General features: G+C 72.8%; 16 protein-coding genes. 4 read left to right on the top strand and 12 right to left on the bottom strand.

From position 1 onward, the window contains the following. Positions 1-96: 96 nt before the first annotated feature. Genes LIV55_RS13275 through LIV55_RS13260 form a run of 4 tightly spaced genes read right to left on the bottom strand, consistent with a single transcriptional unit; the run spans position 97 to position 5,650 of the window. Entirely contained in the window at positions 97-1,224 is a 1,128-nt protein-coding gene (locus tag LIV55_RS13275; protein ID WP_229300558.1) for a CaiB/BaiF CoA transferase family protein, read from the bottom strand. Then, the gene (locus LIV55_RS13270; RefSeq protein ID WP_123091294.1) at positions 1,221-2,396 is read right to left on the bottom strand and encodes an acyl-CoA dehydrogenase family protein; all 1,176 of its coding nucleotides are present in this window, start codon (positions 2,394-2,396) and stop codon (positions 1,221-1,223) included. Before LIV55_RS13270 ends, LIV55_RS13275 begins: the two co-directional genes overlap by 4 nt. 31 nt (positions 2,397-2,427) lie before the next feature. Next, a complete protein-coding gene (locus tag LIV55_RS13265) occupies positions 2,428-3,411 on the bottom strand; it encodes a TAXI family TRAP transporter solute-binding subunit (RefSeq protein WP_068273054.1) in 984 nt (327 codons plus the stop codon). A 52-nt stretch (positions 3,412-3,463) separates the two neighbouring features. Further along, positions 3,464-5,650, bottom strand: coding sequence for a TRAP transporter permease (locus LIV55_RS13260; protein WP_123091295.1), 2,187 nt, complete (start codon positions 5,648-5,650; stop codon positions 3,464-3,466). Positions 5,651-5,778: 128 nt separating this feature from the next. Here LIV55_RS13260 and LIV55_RS13255 point away from each other — a divergent pair, with 128 nt between their 5' ends. Together LIV55_RS13255 and LIV55_RS17255 are read left to right on the top strand one after the other, a co-directional pair. Further along, positions 5,779-6,438 carry a response regulator transcription factor gene (locus tag LIV55_RS13255; RefSeq protein ID WP_229300557.1) on the top strand — a complete coding sequence of 220 codons (660 nt, stop codon included), beginning with the start codon at positions 5,779-5,781 and terminating at the stop codon, positions 6,436-6,438. Positions 6,439-6,441: 3 nt separating this feature from the next. Then, positions 6,442-7,797: a sensor histidine kinase gene (locus tag LIV55_RS17255; protein WP_229300556.1), complete on the top strand. Its 1,356-nt coding sequence runs from the start codon at positions 6,442-6,444 to the stop codon at positions 7,795-7,797. On the opposite strand, the gene LIV55_RS13245 is transcribed toward LIV55_RS17255, so the two are convergent. Beyond that, complete coding sequence (locus LIV55_RS13245; RefSeq protein ID WP_229300554.1) at positions 7,794-8,786, bottom strand: TAXI family TRAP transporter solute-binding subunit; 993 nt, start codon at positions 8,784-8,786, stop codon at positions 7,794-7,796. The genes LIV55_RS17255 and LIV55_RS13245 overlap by 4 nt on opposite strands. A 39-nt stretch (positions 8,787-8,825) precedes the next feature. Here LIV55_RS13245 and ligD (LIV55_RS13240) point away from each other — a divergent pair, with 39 nt between their 5' ends. Next, the gene (gene ligD / locus LIV55_RS13240; protein ID WP_229300553.1) at positions 8,826-9,752 is read left to right on the top strand and encodes a non-homologous end-joining DNA ligase; all 927 of its coding nucleotides are present in this window, start codon (positions 8,826-8,828) and stop codon (positions 9,750-9,752) included. After that, the gene (gene ligD / locus LIV55_RS13235; RefSeq protein ID WP_191563164.1) at positions 9,745-10,620 is read left to right on the top strand and encodes a non-homologous end-joining DNA ligase; all 876 of its coding nucleotides are present in this window, start codon (positions 9,745-9,747) and stop codon (positions 10,618-10,620) included. The genes ligD (LIV55_RS13240) and ligD (LIV55_RS13235) overlap by 8 nt, the downstream gene beginning before the upstream one ends. Before the next feature lie 188 nt (positions 10,621-10,808). On the opposite strand, the gene LIV55_RS13230 is transcribed toward ligD (LIV55_RS13235), so the two are convergent. The 7 genes from LIV55_RS13230 to LIV55_RS13200 all read right to left on the bottom strand — a co-directional run bounded on the left by LIV55_RS13230 (position 10,809) and on the right by LIV55_RS13200 (position 16,108). Continuing rightward, positions 10,809-11,399: a (2Fe-2S)-binding protein gene (locus LIV55_RS13230; RefSeq protein ID WP_191563165.1), complete on the bottom strand. Its 591-nt coding sequence runs from the start codon at positions 11,397-11,399 to the stop codon at positions 10,809-10,811. A 56-nt stretch (positions 11,400-11,455) separates the two neighbouring features. After that, on the bottom strand, positions 11,456-11,794 hold the full coding sequence (locus LIV55_RS13225; protein ID WP_123091302.1) for a histone-like nucleoid-structuring protein Lsr2: 339 nt from the start codon (positions 11,792-11,794) through the stop codon (positions 11,456-11,458). 127 nt (positions 11,795-11,921) lie between these two features. After that, a complete protein-coding gene (locus LIV55_RS13220) occupies positions 11,922-12,233 on the bottom strand; it encodes a hypothetical protein (protein WP_229300551.1) in 312 nt (103 codons plus the stop codon). Next, positions 12,233-13,684 carry a lysine--tRNA ligase gene (gene lysS / locus LIV55_RS13215; protein WP_229300978.1) on the bottom strand — a complete coding sequence of 484 codons (1,452 nt, stop codon included), beginning with the start codon at positions 13,682-13,684 and terminating at the stop codon, positions 12,233-12,235. Before lysS ends, LIV55_RS13220 begins: the two co-directional genes overlap by 1 nt. Before the next feature lie 102 nt (positions 13,685-13,786). Then, positions 13,787-14,233 carry an aspartate 1-decarboxylase gene (panD, locus tag LIV55_RS13210; protein ID WP_229300550.1) on the bottom strand — a complete coding sequence of 149 codons (447 nt, stop codon included), beginning with the start codon at positions 14,231-14,233 and terminating at the stop codon, positions 13,787-13,789. 49 nt (positions 14,234-14,282) lie between these two features. Continuing rightward, positions 14,283-15,188 carry a pantoate--beta-alanine ligase gene (gene panC / locus LIV55_RS13205; protein WP_068273034.1) on the bottom strand — a complete coding sequence of 302 codons (906 nt, stop codon included), beginning with the start codon at positions 15,186-15,188 and terminating at the stop codon, positions 14,283-14,285. Beyond that, on the bottom strand, positions 15,185-16,108 hold the full coding sequence (locus tag LIV55_RS13200; RefSeq protein ID WP_224766777.1) for a Rossmann-like and DUF2520 domain-containing protein: 924 nt from the start codon (positions 16,106-16,108) through the stop codon (positions 15,185-15,187). Before LIV55_RS13200 ends, panC begins: the two co-directional genes overlap by 4 nt. Positions 16,109-16,112 lie beyond the last annotated feature (4 nt).

Raw genomic sequence — 16,112 nt, 5'->3', positions numbered from 1 at the left:
GCCCCCCCACCCCCCCGTGCCGGCACCGGGGGCCCGCCGGGGGGCGTGGGGCCCGGGGGCCGGGGGGGGGGCGCCACCCCCTCGACCCGTGCTGCGTCAGCTCGGCAGGCGCGGCGGCGGGGTCCGGTAGGTCGCCGGGGTCCGCGACAGCGTGATCGGGTGGGCCACGGTGGGCACCGGCGCCCGACCGGGCTCGGCGACCTCGTGGACCGGGGCCAGCCCGAGCCGGTCGGCGAGCGCGAAGGCCTGCCCGAGGTCGTTGATCGGGCCGCACGGCACGCCGAGCTGCGAGAGCACCTCGAACCAGTGGTCCGCAGGCTGCTCGCGCAGCACGTCCTCGAGCTCGGCCACGAGCACCTGACGGTGGGCGACGCGGTCGCTGTTGCGGGCGAAGCGCTCGTCCTGCGCGAGAGCGGGCCGGCCCACCCCCTTCGCCAGCAGCCCGAAGAGCTTGTCGTTCGCCGCGGCGACGGCGAGCGGGCGGTCCGCGGTCCGCAGGACCTCGTACGGCGCGATGCTCGGGTGGACGTTGCCCATCGCCTGCGGCACCTGGCCGGTGACCGCGTGCGCAGAGGACTGGTTGACCATCGCCGAGAGCAGCGAGGACAGCAGGTTGACCTCGACCCGCTGGCCCTCACCCGTGCGGTCACGGTGCCGCAGCGCTGCGAGGATGCCGGTCACCGCGTGCAGCCCGGTGATGACGTCGACGAGCGCGACACCCACCTTCGTCGGGCCCGACTCGGGCGACCCGGTGACCGACATGAGCCCGCCGACCGCCTGCACGACGAGGTCGTACCCGGGCAGGTGCGCACCCTCGCCGGAGCCGAAGCCGGTGACGGAGCACACGACGAGACCGGGGTGGCGGGCGAGCAGCTCGTCGGGCCCCAGACCCAGGCGGTCCATCGTGCCGGCGCGGAAGTTGTCGACGACGACGTCGCAGCTCGCGACGAGCGCCAGCGCCTCCTCCCGGCCCTGGGGGCTGCCGAGGTCGACCGCCCGTGACTCCTTGTTGCGGTTGACCGACAGGAAGTACGTCGACTCCCCCTCGTCGGACCACGGCGGGCCCCACGAGCGGGTCTCGTCGCCCACCCCGGGGCGCTCGACCTTGACGACCTCGGCCCCGAGGTCGGCGAGGAGCATCGTCGCGTACGGCGCGGCGAGCACCCGGCCGAAGTCGGCGACGCGGACCCCCGCGAGGGCCCCGGGGACGAGCTCGTCGGTCACCGGAAGGCTGCCTCGCCGGTGAGCGCCCGGCCGATGATCAGCTGGTGCACCTCGCTCGTGCCCTCGTAGGTGAGGACCGACTCGAGGTTGTTCGCGTGCCGCATCACCGGGTGCTCGAGGGTGATGCCGGCCGCGCCGAGGATCGTGCGCGCCTCGCGGGCGATGGCGATCGCCTCGCGCACGTTGTTGAGCTTGCCGAGCGAGACCTGCTCGTGGCGCAGCTGGCCCTCGTCCTTGAGCCGGCCGAGGTGCAGGGCGAGGAGCATGCCCTTGCCGAGCTCGAGGGTCATGTCGGCGAGCTTGGCCTGGGTCAGCTGGTAGGCCGAGAGCGGGCGGTCGAAGATCGACCGGTCCGCGCTGTACGCGAGGGCCGACTCGAGGCAGTCGCGCGCGGCGCCCAGCGAACCGAAGACGATGCCGAAGCGGGCCTCGTTGAGGCAGGACAGCGGTCCCGACAGCCCGGTCACCTCCGGCAGCACGGCGTCGGCGGGCAGCCGGACCCCGTCGAGCACGAGCTCGGAGGTGACGCTCGCCCGCAGCGAGACCTTGCGCTTGATCTCCGGCGCGCTGAAGCCCGGGGTGTCGGTCGGCACGACGAAGCCGCGGATCGTGCCCTCGGCCTGCGCCCACACGACGGCGACGTCGGCGATGGACCCGTTGGTGATCCACATCTTCGCGCCGTCGAGGACCCAGTCGTCCCCGTCGCGCACCGCCCTGGTGCGCATGCCGCCGGGGTCGGACCCGAAGTCGGGCTCGGTGAGGCCGAAGCAGCCGATGGCCTCGCCGGAGGCCATCCTCGGCAGCCACTCCTGCTTCTGCTCCTCCGACCCGTGCTTCCAGATGGCGTACATCGCCAGCGAGCCCTGCACGGAGACGAGGGAGCGCAGGCCCGAGTCCCCCGCCTCGAGCTCCATGCACGCGAGGCCGTACGCGGTCGCGCTCGTGCCGGCGCAGCCGTAGCCCTCGAGGTGCATGCCGAGCACCCCGAGCGAGCCCAGCTCGCGGGCGAGGTCACGGGCGGGGATCTGCCCCGACTCGAACCAGCCCGCGACCTCCGGGCGGATCCGGTCGTCGACGAAGCGGCGCACCGTGTCACGGATGTCGCGCTCCTCCTCGCCGATGAGGTGGTCGGTCCCGAAGAGCCCGAGGGGGGTCTGGGCGCGGGTGCTCACTGGTGGTGCTCCTTCGTCTGGGTCACGGGGGTCAGCTCTTGTCCTCGAGCGCGCGCTCCGAGCCGTCGTGCAGCGGGATCGGGCCGGTCTCGCTCATCGTCTTCGCGTCGATCTCCTTCGCGGCCGGGTGGACCTTCACGAGCTCGTCCTTCTTGTCGACCATGAGCGAGGTGAGGGCGCACGCCATGTTGGCGGGCATGTCCTCGCGCACGACGAGCACGTTCGGCACGGCGATGGTCGGGACGTCCTCGTCGAGCTCGTAGGTGGCGGCGGGGATCGTCGCCTCCTCGTAGACCTCGTTGACGGCCTGCATGTCCTTGAGCTGGTCGGTCACATCGATGAACTTCACCTTGTCACCCATCGAGGTGAAGAGGTCGGTGACGGCGGGGGTCGGCAGACCGCCGGACCACACGAGGCCGTCGATCGAGCCGTCCTTCATGCCGTCGACGGTCTTCGTGAGGTCGAGGCGCTGGCGCTTGACGTCGCCGAGGTCGAGACCGGCGGTCTCGATGAGGCGGTTGGCGATGACCTCGGTGCCCGACTTGGGCGAGCCGGTCGAGATGCGCTTGCCCTTGAAGTCCTCGACGGAGTCGATGCCCGACGACTCGCTGACCACGACGTGGGTGTAGTTGGAGTAGATCCGACCGAGGGTGCGGATGCTCTGCTTCTCCTTGAAGTCCCCCTTGCCGTTGACGGCGTCGGCGGCGGAGTCGGCGAGCGAGAAGCCGATGTCGTAGTCGCCGGCGACGACCTGCTCGATGTTCTGCACGGAGGCGCCGGTCTCGGCCGAGGTGGCCCGCAGCTCGGTCTCGTCGTTGACGAGCTTGGCCAGCCCGCCGCCGACGACGTAGTAGACGCCGGTGGAGTTGCCGGTGGCGATGTTCAGACGGCCCTGGCCCGCGTCGCAGCTCGACTCGTCCGCGCCGTTGGAGGCGCTGCGGTCCTGCTGGCCTCCGCACGAGCTGAGCAGCAGGGCGGCGACGGCGGCGGCGCCGGTGATGGTGGTGATGCGCATGTCAGGACTTCTCTCTGTTGGGTGATCGACGGTGATCGGGTGTCGGGAGGTCTCAGGTGGCCGGTGCCGGCTCGGCGGCGCGGTCGCCGGTCGCGGCCGGTCGGCCCCTGCCGGAGCGGATCCGCACGACGTGGATGACGAGGGCCAGGGCGAGCAGCGCGAAGCCGATGGCGATGGAGAGCGGCACGAGGTAGAGCAGCAGCAGGGCCGCCGGCACGCACAGTGCCCGCTCGAGCTTCGTCGTCGGCCCGAGCACCCAGCCCGTCGTGGCGATCGCGAGTGCCGCGACCGCGCACCCGGCGACGACGAAGGCCCAGGCGATGTCGAGGAGGTCTCCCTCGGCGATGAGCAGCGCGCCGTTGTCGGTGACGACGAAGGCCATCGGGGCGAGGAAGGCCGGCAGCGTGTACTTGCAGGCCTGCATCATCGTGGGGATGACCCGTCCTCCGGTGATGGCCGCCGACGCGACGGCCGCCAGGGCTGTCGGCGGCGACACCTCCGACAGGACCGCGTAGTAGAAGATGAACATCGCGACCTGGGGGGCCTCCACGCCGAGCGTGATGAGCGCCGGCCCGATGATCACCCAGCTGAGGATGAAGGACGCGGTGACCGGCACCGCGAGACCCAGCACGAGGATCGCGACGGCCGAGAAGAGCGCCGACAGGACGATGAGCGAGGCCTGGTTGAAGGACAGCGCGTCCGCAGCCGCGACGAGCAGCTCCGAGAGGATCTGGCCGAGACCCGTCTTGGCGATGACCGAGGTGATGACGCCCGCCGCGGCGCAGACCGCGATGACCGGCAGCGCCGAGCGGATGCCCGAGCTGAGGGCCATGAAGAGGCGGGTGGCGTAGTCGCGCAGCGAGACGCCGAGCGGCATGCGCTCGAGCTCCGCGTCGTAGTCGTCGAAGCCGGTGACGACGCGACGACGGGACAGGACGGCCTCGGCGAGCCCGAAGAGGGCGGCGACGCCGGTCGCGTAGACGACCGCCTTGAAGGGCGGGACGTCGATGGCGAGGAAGAAGACGATGACGCCGAGGCTGATGAAGTGGTAGCCGGAGCGGGCGAGGAGGCGAAGGGGGTTGCCGATGGCCAGCTCGACCCGCCGGGCGCCGAAGCGTCGGGCGTCGATCTCGACGGCGAGGAAGATGCCGAGGTAGTACAGCAGGGTCGGGACGATCGCCCAGATGAGGACCTCGACGTAGGGGACGCTGAGGTACTCGGCGATGATGAAGGCCGCGGCGCCCATCGTCGGCGGCGAGAGGATCGCGCCGATGCCGGAGGCGGCGAGCATGCCACCGGCGGCCTCACGGGGGTAGCCCGCCCGCTTGAGGATCGGCCAGGCGAAGGAGCCCAGAGTCACGGCGGTCGCCGTGCCCGACCCGGAGACCGTGCCGAGCAGGAAGCCGGAGGTCGCGACGGTGCGGCCGGGGGCCGAGCCGGAGCGGCGGAAGAGCGAGAAGCTGAACTCGACGAAGAAGCGTCCGGCGCCCATCTTGTCGATGACCGCGCCGTAGATCGTGAAGAGCACGATGTAGGTGGCGGCAACGTCGAGCGGCACCCCGAAGAAGCCTGACGCCTCGTTGTAGAGCGCGTTGACGATCTGGGAGAGGTCGAGGCCGAGGTGGCTGATCCGCCAGTCGACGGGCAGGAAGCCGCCGTAGTACGCGTAGGCGAAGAAGGCGACGCAGACCGCGGGCAGGACGAGGCCGGTCGTGCGGCGGGTGGCCTCGAGCACGAGGAGCATCAGCAGGGCGCCGGCGACCACGTCGAGCGTGACGAGCGAGCCCTGGCGGTCGAGGAAGCCCTTGTACCCGCCGAAGCCGATCTCCGACAGCGGGATGGGCAGGACCGGGTAGAGGGCGACGAGGAGCGCGACCGCGGCGAGGACCCAGTCGACGACGCCCGGGTTGTCGGAGCGGTCTGTGGCCCCTGACGTGCGTGCCGCCCCGGGGTCGACATCGCTGCCCTCGGCCCGTCCGCGCATGCGGTAGGTGAGGAAGACCAGCGGCAGGGTCAGCCCGAGGAACCACACGAGGTAGTACTGGCTGCCCAGCTCGAGCGGTGCGAAGACCTGACGGATGACGAAGATCGCGACGCCGAAGCACCACAGGACGACGAGGCGCTCGAGCCCCCGGGACAGGGTCCGGGAGGGCTTCTCCTCGTCGTACTCGGCGGTGAGTGCATCGACGTCGGGGGTGCCCGGCTCGGGATCCCGACTCGTGGTAGACGACGTTGTCATGCCCGGTACCGTAGGAGCGAGCCAGGTCGGGTCATCTCGCCGGCCGCGAGACTTTACACAGATCTGACCTTCGTCACCCGGGGCTGGGCACGCCCGACCGGGGGGTGCGGGGAGCGCGAGGAGGCGCCATGAGGGTCCTGCTCGTCGAGGACGACGACCGGGTGGTCGCGGCCCTCACCCCCGCCCTGCGCCGGGCCAACCTCGACGTGCGTCGCGCGCCCACCGCCGCTCGAGCCCTCGAGGCCGTGGGCGAGGCGGACCTCGTCCTGCTCGACATGGGCCTGCCCGACCAGGACGGGCTCGTCCTGTGCCGTCACCTGCGCGAGACCACCGACATCCCGATCATCGCGGTGACGGCCCGACGCGACGAGGCCACGGTGGTCAACGCGCTGCGCGCCGGGGTCGACGACTACGTCACCAAGCCCTACCGCCTCGCCGAGCTCATGGCTCGCATCGACGCCGTCATGCGGCGCTCGCTCGTCCACCTCCCCGACCCCGTCGAGCAGGTCGGCGAGATCCGCCTCGACCACGGCTCGCGGCAGGTGTGGGTCGGCGAGGAGGAGATCCGCCTCACCCGCAAGGAGTTCGACCTGCTGCGGATGCTCGTCCAGGCCGAGGGCGCGGCGGTCACCCGCGAGGCCCTCATGTCCTCGATCTGGGAGACCGCGTGGGTGGGTGCGTCCCGCACCCTCGACGTCCACGTCTCCGCCCTTCGCGCCAAGCTGGGCTGCCCGGCGATGATCGAGACGGTCCGCGGCGTCGGGTACCGCATCGCGGCGAAGGGGTGAGCCGTGCGGCGACGCATGCTCATCGTCTCGCTCGTGCTCGTCGGCGCGATGCTCGTGGCGCTCATGACCCCGCTCGTCGTCACCCATGCCGCCGAGCGCACCCAGGACCTCTTCGCCGAGCGGCTGGGTGACACGACACGTTTCGCCGTCGTCGCCGAGGACGCGCTCGAGGAGGACACCTTCACCGGGCTGTCGGCCGACCTGCAGCGCTACACCGAGGTCTACGGCGGCTCGGTCGTCGTCGTCAACGCCAACCGCGAGGTCGTCGCGCGGGCCGGGCCGGGTGGCGACGACCCCCGGGTGCGGGCCGCGACCGCCGAGGCGCTCGACGGCGCCGGAGCCCAGCCCCCGCCGACCGCCTGGCCGTGGCGGGAGGACTCCATCGTCATCGGCTCGCCCGTCGGCCGCGACTCGCAGGTCCTCGGCGCGGTCGTCCTGTCGGCCCCGACGCAGGGCGTGCACGAGGACCTCTCGCGCGGCATGACGTGGCTGGCCGTCCTCGGCCTGGTCACCCTGCTCCTCACGAGCTACGGGGTCGTCATCCCCTTCGTCGGCTGGGTCCTGCGGCCGGTGCGGCGGCTCGACGAGGCCGCCGTGCGCCTCTCCGACGGAGACCTCACCTCGCGGGCCACCGAGGACGGTCCGCCCGAGCTGCGCCATCTCGCGCGGTCCTTCAACGTCATGGTCGACAGCGTCGAGGCCTCGCAGCGCCAGCAGCGAGAGCTCGTCGCCGACGCCGCCCACCAGCTCGGCAACCCGCTCACCGCGCTGCGGCTGCGCGCGGAGGGTCTGGCCGACGAGGGCGCCGAGCCGGGCTCCGTCGGGCTCGTCCTCGAGGAGGCCGACCGGCTGAGCGCCACGGTCGAGTCATTGCTGCACCTCAGCCAGGTCGGCGCCGTCCCCGTCACCCCGGCGCCCCTCGACGTGGCCCAGGTCGTGCGCGGGCGGTGCGAGATGTGGGCGCCGGTCTTCGACCCCTTCGACGTCGACGTGCCCGCGCAGGCCCTCGCGCTCGCGACGCCCGAGGTCCTCGACGTGGCTCTCGACGCGCTCCTGGACAACGCGGCCAAGTTCGCCCCCGGCTCGCTCGTGCGCGTCGCCGTCGACGAGGTGAACGACCCGGAGGGCCGGTGGGTGCGCGTCAGCGTGCGCGACCACGGCGCCGGGCTGCACCCGGAGGACGTGCCGAAGGTGGGGGCCCGCTTCTTCCGCGGGCGCACCCACCAGAACGTCGCGGGCACCGGTCTGGGTCTGGCGATCGTCCAGGCGCGGCTGGCCGACGTCGGCGGCCGGATGCACGTCACCGCGCCCGAGAGCGGAGGCCTTTCGGTCGTGCTGCTCCTGCGGGCTGCGCCCTAGGTGCGCTGCTCGCGGAAGTATCGGGCCGCACCGGGGTGCAGGGGCAGGGGCGAGGTGAAGATCGCGGCGCCGACGTTCGGCTGGGGGACCCCCGGTGCGATGTGGTCGATCGCGGCCTGGTCCTCGAAGACGACGCGGGTGATGGCGTAGGCGAGCGCCTCGTCGAGACCGGGCCGCACGACGAGGTAGTTCTTGACGCTCACCGTCTCGACGGCGGGCACGTCGTACGTGGAGGCGGGCACCCCGCCCGGGGTGAACTCCGCGCCGTAGCGCCGCGACAGCGGGCGGACGAGGTCCCCGAGGTCGACGAGGCGGATGTCGCGGCGCTCGGCGAGCTCGACGACCGCGGTGTTCGGCAGGCCGCTGACGAAGAAGAAGGCGTCGAGCTCGCCCTGGGCAAGCGCGTCGGCCGAGGGCTGCAGGCTCTCCTCGACGGGGTCGAGGTCGTCCTCGCGCAGCCCGACCGACGACATGAGCCGCCACGCGACGACGCGGGTGCCCGACCCCGGTGCCCCGATGCTCACCCGGCGGCCGCGCAGGTCGCGCAGCTCGCTGATCGAGGAGCCCGCGCGCACGACGAGGTGCACGAAGCTGTCGTAGGTCCGGGCGAGGGCGGCGAGGTCGAGCGGCTCGTCGGTGCTGCCGCGTCCGGCGAGCGCGTCGGCCGCGACGTCGCCGAGCGAGAAGCCGAGGTCGGCCCGTCCGCGGTGCACCTCGCGCAGGTTGGTCACCGAGGCGTCCGTGCGCAGGGTGCGCACCGACACGCTGGGCAGGCGGCGGTGGAGCACCTCGGCGAGGGCCTCGCCGTACAGGTCGAAGACCCCACGGCGGTTGCCGGTCGCGATGGTGACGCTCGTCGCCGCGACCTCCTGCCACGAGGGCCCGAGGCACCCGGCGGTCGTCCCGGGCAGGAGCACCCCCCCGAGTCCGGCGAGCACCGCGCGACGAGCCGGGAGCCCCGACGTCTCGCCCGCACCCGCACGCACCATGGCGCCAGCATCTCACCGGCCGTGCGGCACGATGACGACATGCGTCCGATGCTCGCCGTCACCGCCGACCACGTGCCCCGGGGTGAGGCGTGGGTGCACGAGGTGAAGTGGGACGGCATGCGGGTGCTCGCCGACGTCCACGACGGGCACCTCACCCTGCGCTCGCGGACCGAGCGCGACGTGACGACCGCCTACCCCGAGCTCGCCGGGCTCGCCGACCTCTACGACGACCTGCTCCTCGACGGCGAGGTCGTCGCGCTGCGTGACGGCGTCCCCTCCTTCGCCGCGCTCGCCGACCGGATGCACGTGAGCTCCGCCCGCCGGGCCGAGCAGCTCGCCGCCGCCGCACCCGTGACCTTCATGGCCTTCGACCTGCTGCGCGTGCTCGGTCAGGACATCACCGCCCAGCCCTGGAGCGCGCGCCGCGCACTGCTCGAGCAGCTCGACATCGACACCGCCCGGTGGCAGGTCCCCCCGGTCTTCGACGACGGTGAGCAGCTGCTCGCCGCGACCGCGGAGCAGGGGCTCGAGGGCATCGTCAGCAAGCGACGGGACGCGCCGTACGTCGCCGCCCGCCGCTCGTCGGACTGGCAGAAGATGCCGCACCGGCGCACGACCTCGGTCGTCGTCGGCGGGTGGCGGCCGGAGACGTCGGGCGCCGACCGTCTCGGCGCGGTCCTCGTCGGCGTGCCCGGGCCGGAGGGCCTCCACTTCGCGGGGAGAGTCGGGTCCGGGCTCGGCGGACGGGCGGGCGACCGGCTGCGCGAGCTGCTCGACCCGCTCGCCACGGCCGGGTCCCCCTTCGCCGAGGAGCTGCCCCGGCTCGACGCCCGCGGGGCCCGCTGGGTGACCCCGCGGGTCGTCGTCGACGTCGCCTCGCTCGGCCACACCGACGGCGGCCGGCTGCGCCAGCCCGCCTTCCAGCGCGTGCGACCCGACCTCGACCCGGAGGATCTCGATGCCTGACCCGCAGGTGACCCGTGTCGAGGTCGAGGGTCGCACCCTGCGACTCACCTCGCTCGACAAGGTCATGTACCCGGCGACCGAGACGACGAAGGGGGAGGTCCTCGCCTACTACGCGCAGGTCGCCCCGGTCCTCCTGCCGCACCTCGCCGACCGGCCGGTGACGCGCGTGCGCTGGCCGCACGGCACCGCAGACGCGTCCTTCTTCGAGAAGAACGTGCCCTCTGGTGCGCCCAGCTGGCTGCCGCGGGTGCAGGTCGACGACGTCACGTACCCCCTCGTGCCCGACCAGGCGACCCTCACCTACCTCGTCAACCTCAACGCGCTCGAGCTCCACGTGCCGCAGTGGACCGTCGTCGACGGCGAGCCGCAGCACCCGAACAGGCTCGTCATCGACCTCGACCCGGGCCCGCCCGCCGGGCTGCACGAGTGCGCGCGCGCGGCGCTCGTCGTCCGGGAGCGGCTGGAGCGCCTGGGGATGGAGCTCTACCCGGTCACCTCCGGGAGCAAGGGGATGCAGCTGTACGCCGGGCTCGGCGGCGACCTCAGCTCGGCGCAGGTGCGAGACCTCGCCCAGCAGCTCGCGCAAGAGCTGACCGGCGAGCACCCGGACCTGCTGCTGTGGCGGATGACGAAGACGCTGCGCCCGGGCAAGGTCTTCCTCGACTGGAGCCAGAACGTCGCCGCGAAGACGACGATCAGCCCGTACTCGATGCGTGGCCGCGACGACCCGTGGGTCGCCGCCCCCCGGACGTGGGACGAGGTCGAGGAGGGCGCCGAGGACCCCGAGGCGCTGCGCCAGCTCGAGACCCACGAGGTGCTCGAGCGCCTCGACCGCGACGGCGACCTCCTCGAGGACCTGCTGGGCTGAGCCGCTCGGTGGTCGAGGTGCGACGAAGGAGCCTCGAGACCACGACGTCGGCAGATGGTCTCGAGGCTCAGGCCCTGGGGGCCTTCGCACCTCGACCAGCAAGAGGCTCGGGCCGCGGCGGCCTTCGCACCTCGACCAGCAAGGGGCTCGGGCCGCGGCGGCCTTCGCACCTCGACCAGCAAGGGCGCTCAGATGCGGGGGCAGCCGCCGCAGGGGTGCATGGCGGGCAGGGCGTAGAGCAGGCAGCACGACTCGCGTCGGGGCAGCGGGCCGCCGAGCAGGCGGTGCAGCGCTCCGCGCCACATGTCGCGACCCATCCCGAGGCGCTGACGAGAGGACATGCGGTGCGCCGCAGGGAAGGCCGTCGCGATCTCGGCCGCGGCGACGAGGTAGCCGGCCTGCGCACGGCGGACCCGCTCCCCCAGGTCCGCGACCTCGGCGGACTCCCCCTTCGCCACCCGCACCGCGACGGGGTAGCCGAAGGTGGGCTCGAGACGGACGGCCCAGCGGGCGGGGTCGGCGTCGAGGACCCAGGTGCCGCGCACGGCGGCCGTGGCGACGACCTGCGCGAGGGGGTCGAGGTGGTGCTGCAGGACGAAGGCCGACGGCATCCCGGGCGGGGCGACACCGGACTGCGCCCGGGTGATCTCGGCGTAGCGCTCGACCCATCGTCGGGTGAGGTCCGGGTCGTGCAGGGGTGCGTCGAGGGGCAACCAGCCCGGCCCCCGGGCCGCCGGGCCGTCGGGGACGACGTCGAGATAGGCGAGGTGCCCCCGCAATGACAGCAGACCGGCGGCGAAGTCAGGCTCCGCGCCGGTCTGCTGCTGCTGATGGGTCAGCTGGTGGCCTTCTCGTAGGCCTCCTTGACCTCCGCGCTGATCCGTCCGCGCTCGCTGACCTCGTAGCCGTTGGCCCGGGCCCACTCGCGGATCTCGCTGGTGCCGCTGCTGCTGCTGCTCGAGCCGCTGTCGCTGCTCTTGCGACGGGTGCTGCGACGCCCGCCCGAGCGGCGACCGGCGCCGACGTAGGCCGCCATCGCGTCACGCAGGGCGGCGGCGTTGCGCTCGTTGAGGTCGATCTCGTAGGTCGCCCCGTCGAGACCGAAGGTCACGGTCTCGTCGGCGGGACCGCCGTCGATGTCGTCCTCGAGGATGACTTGGACTCGCTGAGCCATGGATTTCCACCGATCATTCTCGTGCGTCAGCACCCGAACGGGCGCCGACCATTTATGTGGGGCACGAGCAATGTATTACCGATGAGGCCGAAAAGCCATTTCCTGACAAACGTGCAGGTGGGAGCGTTCAGGCTTTCGGGTCGTCCGTAGACGCATTTGTCGAATTGTCGTCGGACGACGCCGAGCCGTCCGCCGAAATGGCCCCGTCGTCCTCGGGACGCTCCTGAAGGTCCTGCGTCGATCCGGCCTCGGACTCCGCGCCCCGCGCCACCGTGCCGCGGTTGGGGTCGTTGCGCTCGTGCTCCTTGCGCCACGACGCGAGCGCCTTCCGCTCACGGCGGTCGGCCTCGATCATGTACCTGATGATCCAGTAGAAGAGGAATGCCACCCCGACGGTCGGCAGGAGCGTCGCGAGATAGGGCGAGATCGCGTCGAACATCACGCCTCCGGCTTCAGGTGCGGGAAGAGCAGGGTCTCGCGGATCGAGGCCCCGGTGAAGAACATCACCATGCGGTCGATGCCGATCCCGATACCGCCCATCGGCGGGGCGCCGTACTCGAGCGCGCGCAGGAAGTCCTCGTCGAGCTGCATCGCCTCGGGGTCGCCCGCGGCGGCCGCGAGGGACTGCGCGGTGAGCACCTCGCGCTGCACGACCGGGTCGACGAGCTCGGTGAAGCCGGTGCCGCGCTCGACCCCGGCGATGATGAGGTCCCACGCGTGGATGAGACGCGGGTCGTCGTCGTGGCGGCGGGCCAGCGGCTGCGCCTCGGCCGGGTAGTCGTGGACGAAGGTCGGCGCGAGGATGCCCGGCTCGACGAACTCGCCGAAGAGCTCGATGACCACCTTGCCCGCCGGCCACGCCGGGTCGATCTCGACGTCGTGCTCGGCGGCGATCGCGACGAGCTCGGCGAGCGGGGTGTCGGGGGTGATCTCGCGGCCGACGGCCTCGCCGAGGGCCGGGTAGACCGACAGCCAGCGCCACTCGCCGTCGAGGTCGACGACCCCCTTCGGCGTCTCGACCTGGCGCGAGCCGAGGGCGTCGGCCACGGCGAGGTAGATCCGGCGGGTGAGCTCGGCGACCGTGCGCTGGTCGCCGTAGGCCTCGTACGCCTCGAGCATCGTGAACTCCGGGCTGTGCGTGGAGTCGACGCCCTCGTTGCGGAAGATCCGGCCCATCTCGTAGACCCGGTCGACCCCGCCGACGACGGCCTTCTTGAGGTTGAGCTCGAGCGCGATGCGCAACGACATGTCCTGGTCGAAGGCGTTCATGTGCGTGCCGAAGGGGCGGGCGGCGGCACCGCCGTGGACGAGCTGGAGCACCGGGGTCTCGACCTCGACGAAGCCGTCGGCGTCGAGGGTGGCCCGGACCGCGCGCAGGACGGTGGCCTTGGTGCGCACGACGTCACGGGCCTCCTGGCGCACGACGAGGTCGGCGTAGCGCTGGCGCACGCGGGCCTCCTCGGAGAGCTCCTTGTGCAGCACCGGCAGCGGGCGCAGCGCCTTGCTCGCCATCGTCCACCCGGTCGCCATGACCGACAGCTCGCCACGGCGGCTGCGGATGACGCGACCGGTGACGGCGACGTGGTCGCCGAGGTCGACGTCGGACTTCCACGCGGCGAGGGCGTCCTCGCCCACCTCGGCGAGCGAGAGCATGACCTGGAGGCGGTCGCCGACGCCCTCCTGGAGCGAGGCGAAGGCGAGCTTGCCGGTGGTGCGGACGAACATCACGCGCCCGACGACGGTGACGACGTCCTGGGTCTCCTCGCCGGTCTCGAGGTGGGCGTAGCCCTCGACGACCTCGCGCAGGGAGTGGGTCCGGCCCACGCTCACGGGGTAGGGGGCGACACCCTGGGCCAGGAGCCGGTCGCGCTTGTCCCGGCGGACCCGCATCTGCTCGGGGAGGTCGACGTCGGGAGCGGGTGCAGCGGGGGTGTCGGTCACCCCCCGAGGATATCGAAGGGAGAACCCCCTCCCGTCGCCCGCCCGGTCGGGCTAGGCGCCGGGCCCGGGTCCGTGCGGGTGCGGGCGCGCGGTGACCGCGGACGTCGACAGCCCGAAGCCGTCGGGCACGTCGCCCGGGTCGTGCTCGACCTCGACGACCCGGTTGTCGGCGTCGACGAAGACGACCTGCGGCTCGAAGGTGCGCGCCTCCTCGTCGTCCATCGCCGCGTACGCGATGACGATGACGACGTCGCCGGGCGCGACGAGACGGGCGGCGGCGCCGTTGATGCACAGGATGCCGCTGCCCCGCTCGCCCTCGATGGCGTAGGTCGTCAGGCGGTTGCCGTTGTCGACGTCGACGACGTCGACCTGCTGGCCCGGCAGCAGGTCGGCCGCGTCCATGAGGTCGCGGTCGATCGTCAGGGAGCCGACGTAGTGCAGGTCGGCCTGGGTGACGGTGGCGCGGTGGATCTTGCTGTGGAGCATGAAGCGCTGCACGGGAGGTCCTTCGTCGTCGGGCGGGGGTCGTGGCGGTGGGGCGGGTCGGTCAGACGGCGGCGGCGGCGCTCGCGGTGTCGCTGAAGACCTGCCGCGCTCCCCCACCGGGACCGACGAGCACGGGGGTGTTGTCGATGAGCCGGGTCGTGCCGACGCGGGCAGCCACCGCCAGCAGCGCCTCGCCGTGGTACCACTCGGGCACGTCCTGCAGGGTCGTCGGGTGGACGAGCACGAGGTAGTCGACGAGCGCGAGCGGCTCGGCGACGAGGACCTCGCGCGCGGCGCGGCGGATGGCGGACGGGCCCTCCTCGGCGCGCTGAGCTCCTTCGTGCAGGGCACGCGACAGGGCGAGGGCGACCTCGCGGTCGGTGTCGGTGAGGTAGGTGTTGCGGCTGCTCAGGGCCAGTCCGTCGGCCTCACGGACCGTGGGTACCGAGACGACCCGCGCCGGGAAGTCGATGTCACGGACCATGCGGCGGATGAGGAGCAGCTGCTGGGCGTCCTTCTGCCCGAAGTAGAAGCTGTCACCGCCGGTGAGGTGCATGAGCTTGGCGACGACGGTGAGCATGCCGTCGAAGTGGCCGGGGCGGGCCTGCCCCTCGAGGACGTCGCCGAGGGGGCCGGCGGAGATGCGCACGCCGGGGTCGCCATCGGGGTAGATGACGTCGGGGGTGGGGGCGAAGACGACGTCGACCCCTTCGGCACGGCAGATCTGCATGTCGTCGTCGAAGGTGCGCGGGTACTTCGACAGGTCTTCCTTCGGCCCGAACTGGAGGGGGTTCAAGAAGATCGTCACGACGACGTGCTCGGCCTCGCGCCGCGCCTCGCGGATGAGGGTCGCGTGCCCCTCGTGGAGGGCGCCCATCGTCATGACGACGGCGGTCTGCCCGGTGAGGGCGACCCGCGCGGTGCGCAGCTCGTCGCGGGTGCGGGCGACGACCGGTGCGGCGGTCATGGGTTCTCCTCGGGGTCGGGGGAGGTGACCGCGCGCTCGGTGCGGTCGAGGATCGGGCGGGCGAGGTCGGGGCGCAGCCGCCCGACCCGCTGGGCACGACGGGCGGTCGCGCTGGCGTGAGCGGCGTAGGCCGGCCGGATGTCGGGGGCGAGGTCGGCGAGCACCCGCAGGTGCGTCTCGACGGTGCCCACGTCGCCGCGGGCGACGGGGCCGGTGAGCGCGGAGTCGCCCGAGGCGAGGGCGCCGTCCAGGCTGGCCTGCAGGAGCGGGCGCAGCAGCCGCTCCCCGGCGGAGATGCCGGCCTCGGCGAGGATCTCGCGGGCCTGCGCGACGAGGGTGACGAGGTGGTTGCTGCCGTGCGCGAGAGCCGCGTGGTAGAGCGGCCGGGCCTCCTCGGGCACCCACACCGGCTCGCCACCCATCTCCATGACGAGGGCCTCGGCGACGGCGCGCAGCGGCTCAGGGGTGGTGATCCCGAAGCACGCCTCGTGCAGCCGCGCGAGGTCGAGCGAGGTGCCGGTGAAGGTCATCGCCGGGTGCAGGGCGAGGGGCACGACGCCCATCTGCGTCGCCGGGGCGAAGGGGGCGATGCCGTGCGCTCCCGAGGTATGGGCGGCGATCTGCCCGGGGCGCCAGACCCCGGTGGCCGCGAGACCGGTGACGAGACCGGCGAGGGCGTCGTCGGGCACGGCGAGCAGGACGAGGTCGCCCGCGGCGACGACCTCCTCGACGGGCAGGACCGGCACGTCGGGCAGGAGCAGCTCGGCGCGCTCGCGGCTGGCCTCGCTCACGGCGCTCACCGCGACGACGCGGTGCCCGGCGGAGGCGAGCGCGGCGCCGAGGACGGCGCCGACGCGCCCGGCGCCGACGACGCCGACCCGCAGCCAGGGGCGCGGGTGCTGCATCGGGTCGGGTGCCATCACG

Source organism: Janibacter melonis (assembly GCF_020567375.1).
Taxonomy (GTDB): domain Bacteria; phylum Actinomycetota; class Actinomycetes; order Actinomycetales; family Dermatophilaceae; genus Marihabitans; species Marihabitans melonis.
The sequence above is the reverse complement of the archived record's forward strand: the minus strand, read 5'-3'. Positions and strand labels throughout refer to the sequence as shown.

Bases quoted from the DNA above. Each gene is read 5' to 3' on its own strand.
- LIV55_RS13225 (WP_123091302.1), bottom strand. From the start codon at position 11,794: ATGGCTCAGCGAGTCCAAGTCATCCTCGAGGACGACATCGACGGCGGT.
- LIV55_RS13220 (WP_229300551.1), bottom strand. From the start codon at position 12,233: ATGTTCGACGCGATCTCGCCCTATCTCGCGACGCTCCTGCCGACCGTC.
- lysS (WP_229300978.1), bottom strand. From the start codon at position 13,684: ATGCGGGTCCGCCGGGACAAGCGCGACCGGCTCCTGGCCCAGGGTGTC.
- LIV55_RS13260 (WP_123091295.1), bottom strand. From the start codon at position 5,650: ATGACAACGTCGTCTACCACGAGTCGGGATCCCGAGCCGGGCACCCCC.
- LIV55_RS13265 (WP_068273054.1), bottom strand. From the start codon at position 3,411: ATGCGCATCACCACCATCACCGGCGCCGCCGCCGTCGCCGCCCTGCTG.
- panC (WP_068273034.1), bottom strand. From the start codon at position 15,188: ATGACCGCCGCACCGGTCGTCGCCCGCACCCGCGACGAGCTGCGCACC.
- LIV55_RS13200 (WP_224766777.1), bottom strand. From the start codon at position 16,108: ATGGCACCCGACCCGATGCAGCACCCGCGCCCCTGGCTGCGGGTCGGC.
- ligD (WP_229300553.1), top strand. From the start codon at position 8,826: ATGCGTCCGATGCTCGCCGTCACCGCCGACCACGTGCCCCGGGGTGAG.
- ligD (WP_191563164.1), top strand. From the start codon at position 9,745: ATGCCTGACCCGCAGGTGACCCGTGTCGAGGTCGAGGGTCGCACCCTG.
- LIV55_RS13255 (WP_229300557.1), top strand. From the start codon at position 5,779: ATGAGGGTCCTGCTCGTCGAGGACGACGACCGGGTGGTCGCGGCCCTC.
- LIV55_RS13245 (WP_229300554.1), bottom strand. From the start codon at position 8,786: ATGGTGCGTGCGGGTGCGGGCGAGACGTCGGGGCTCCCGGCTCGTCGC.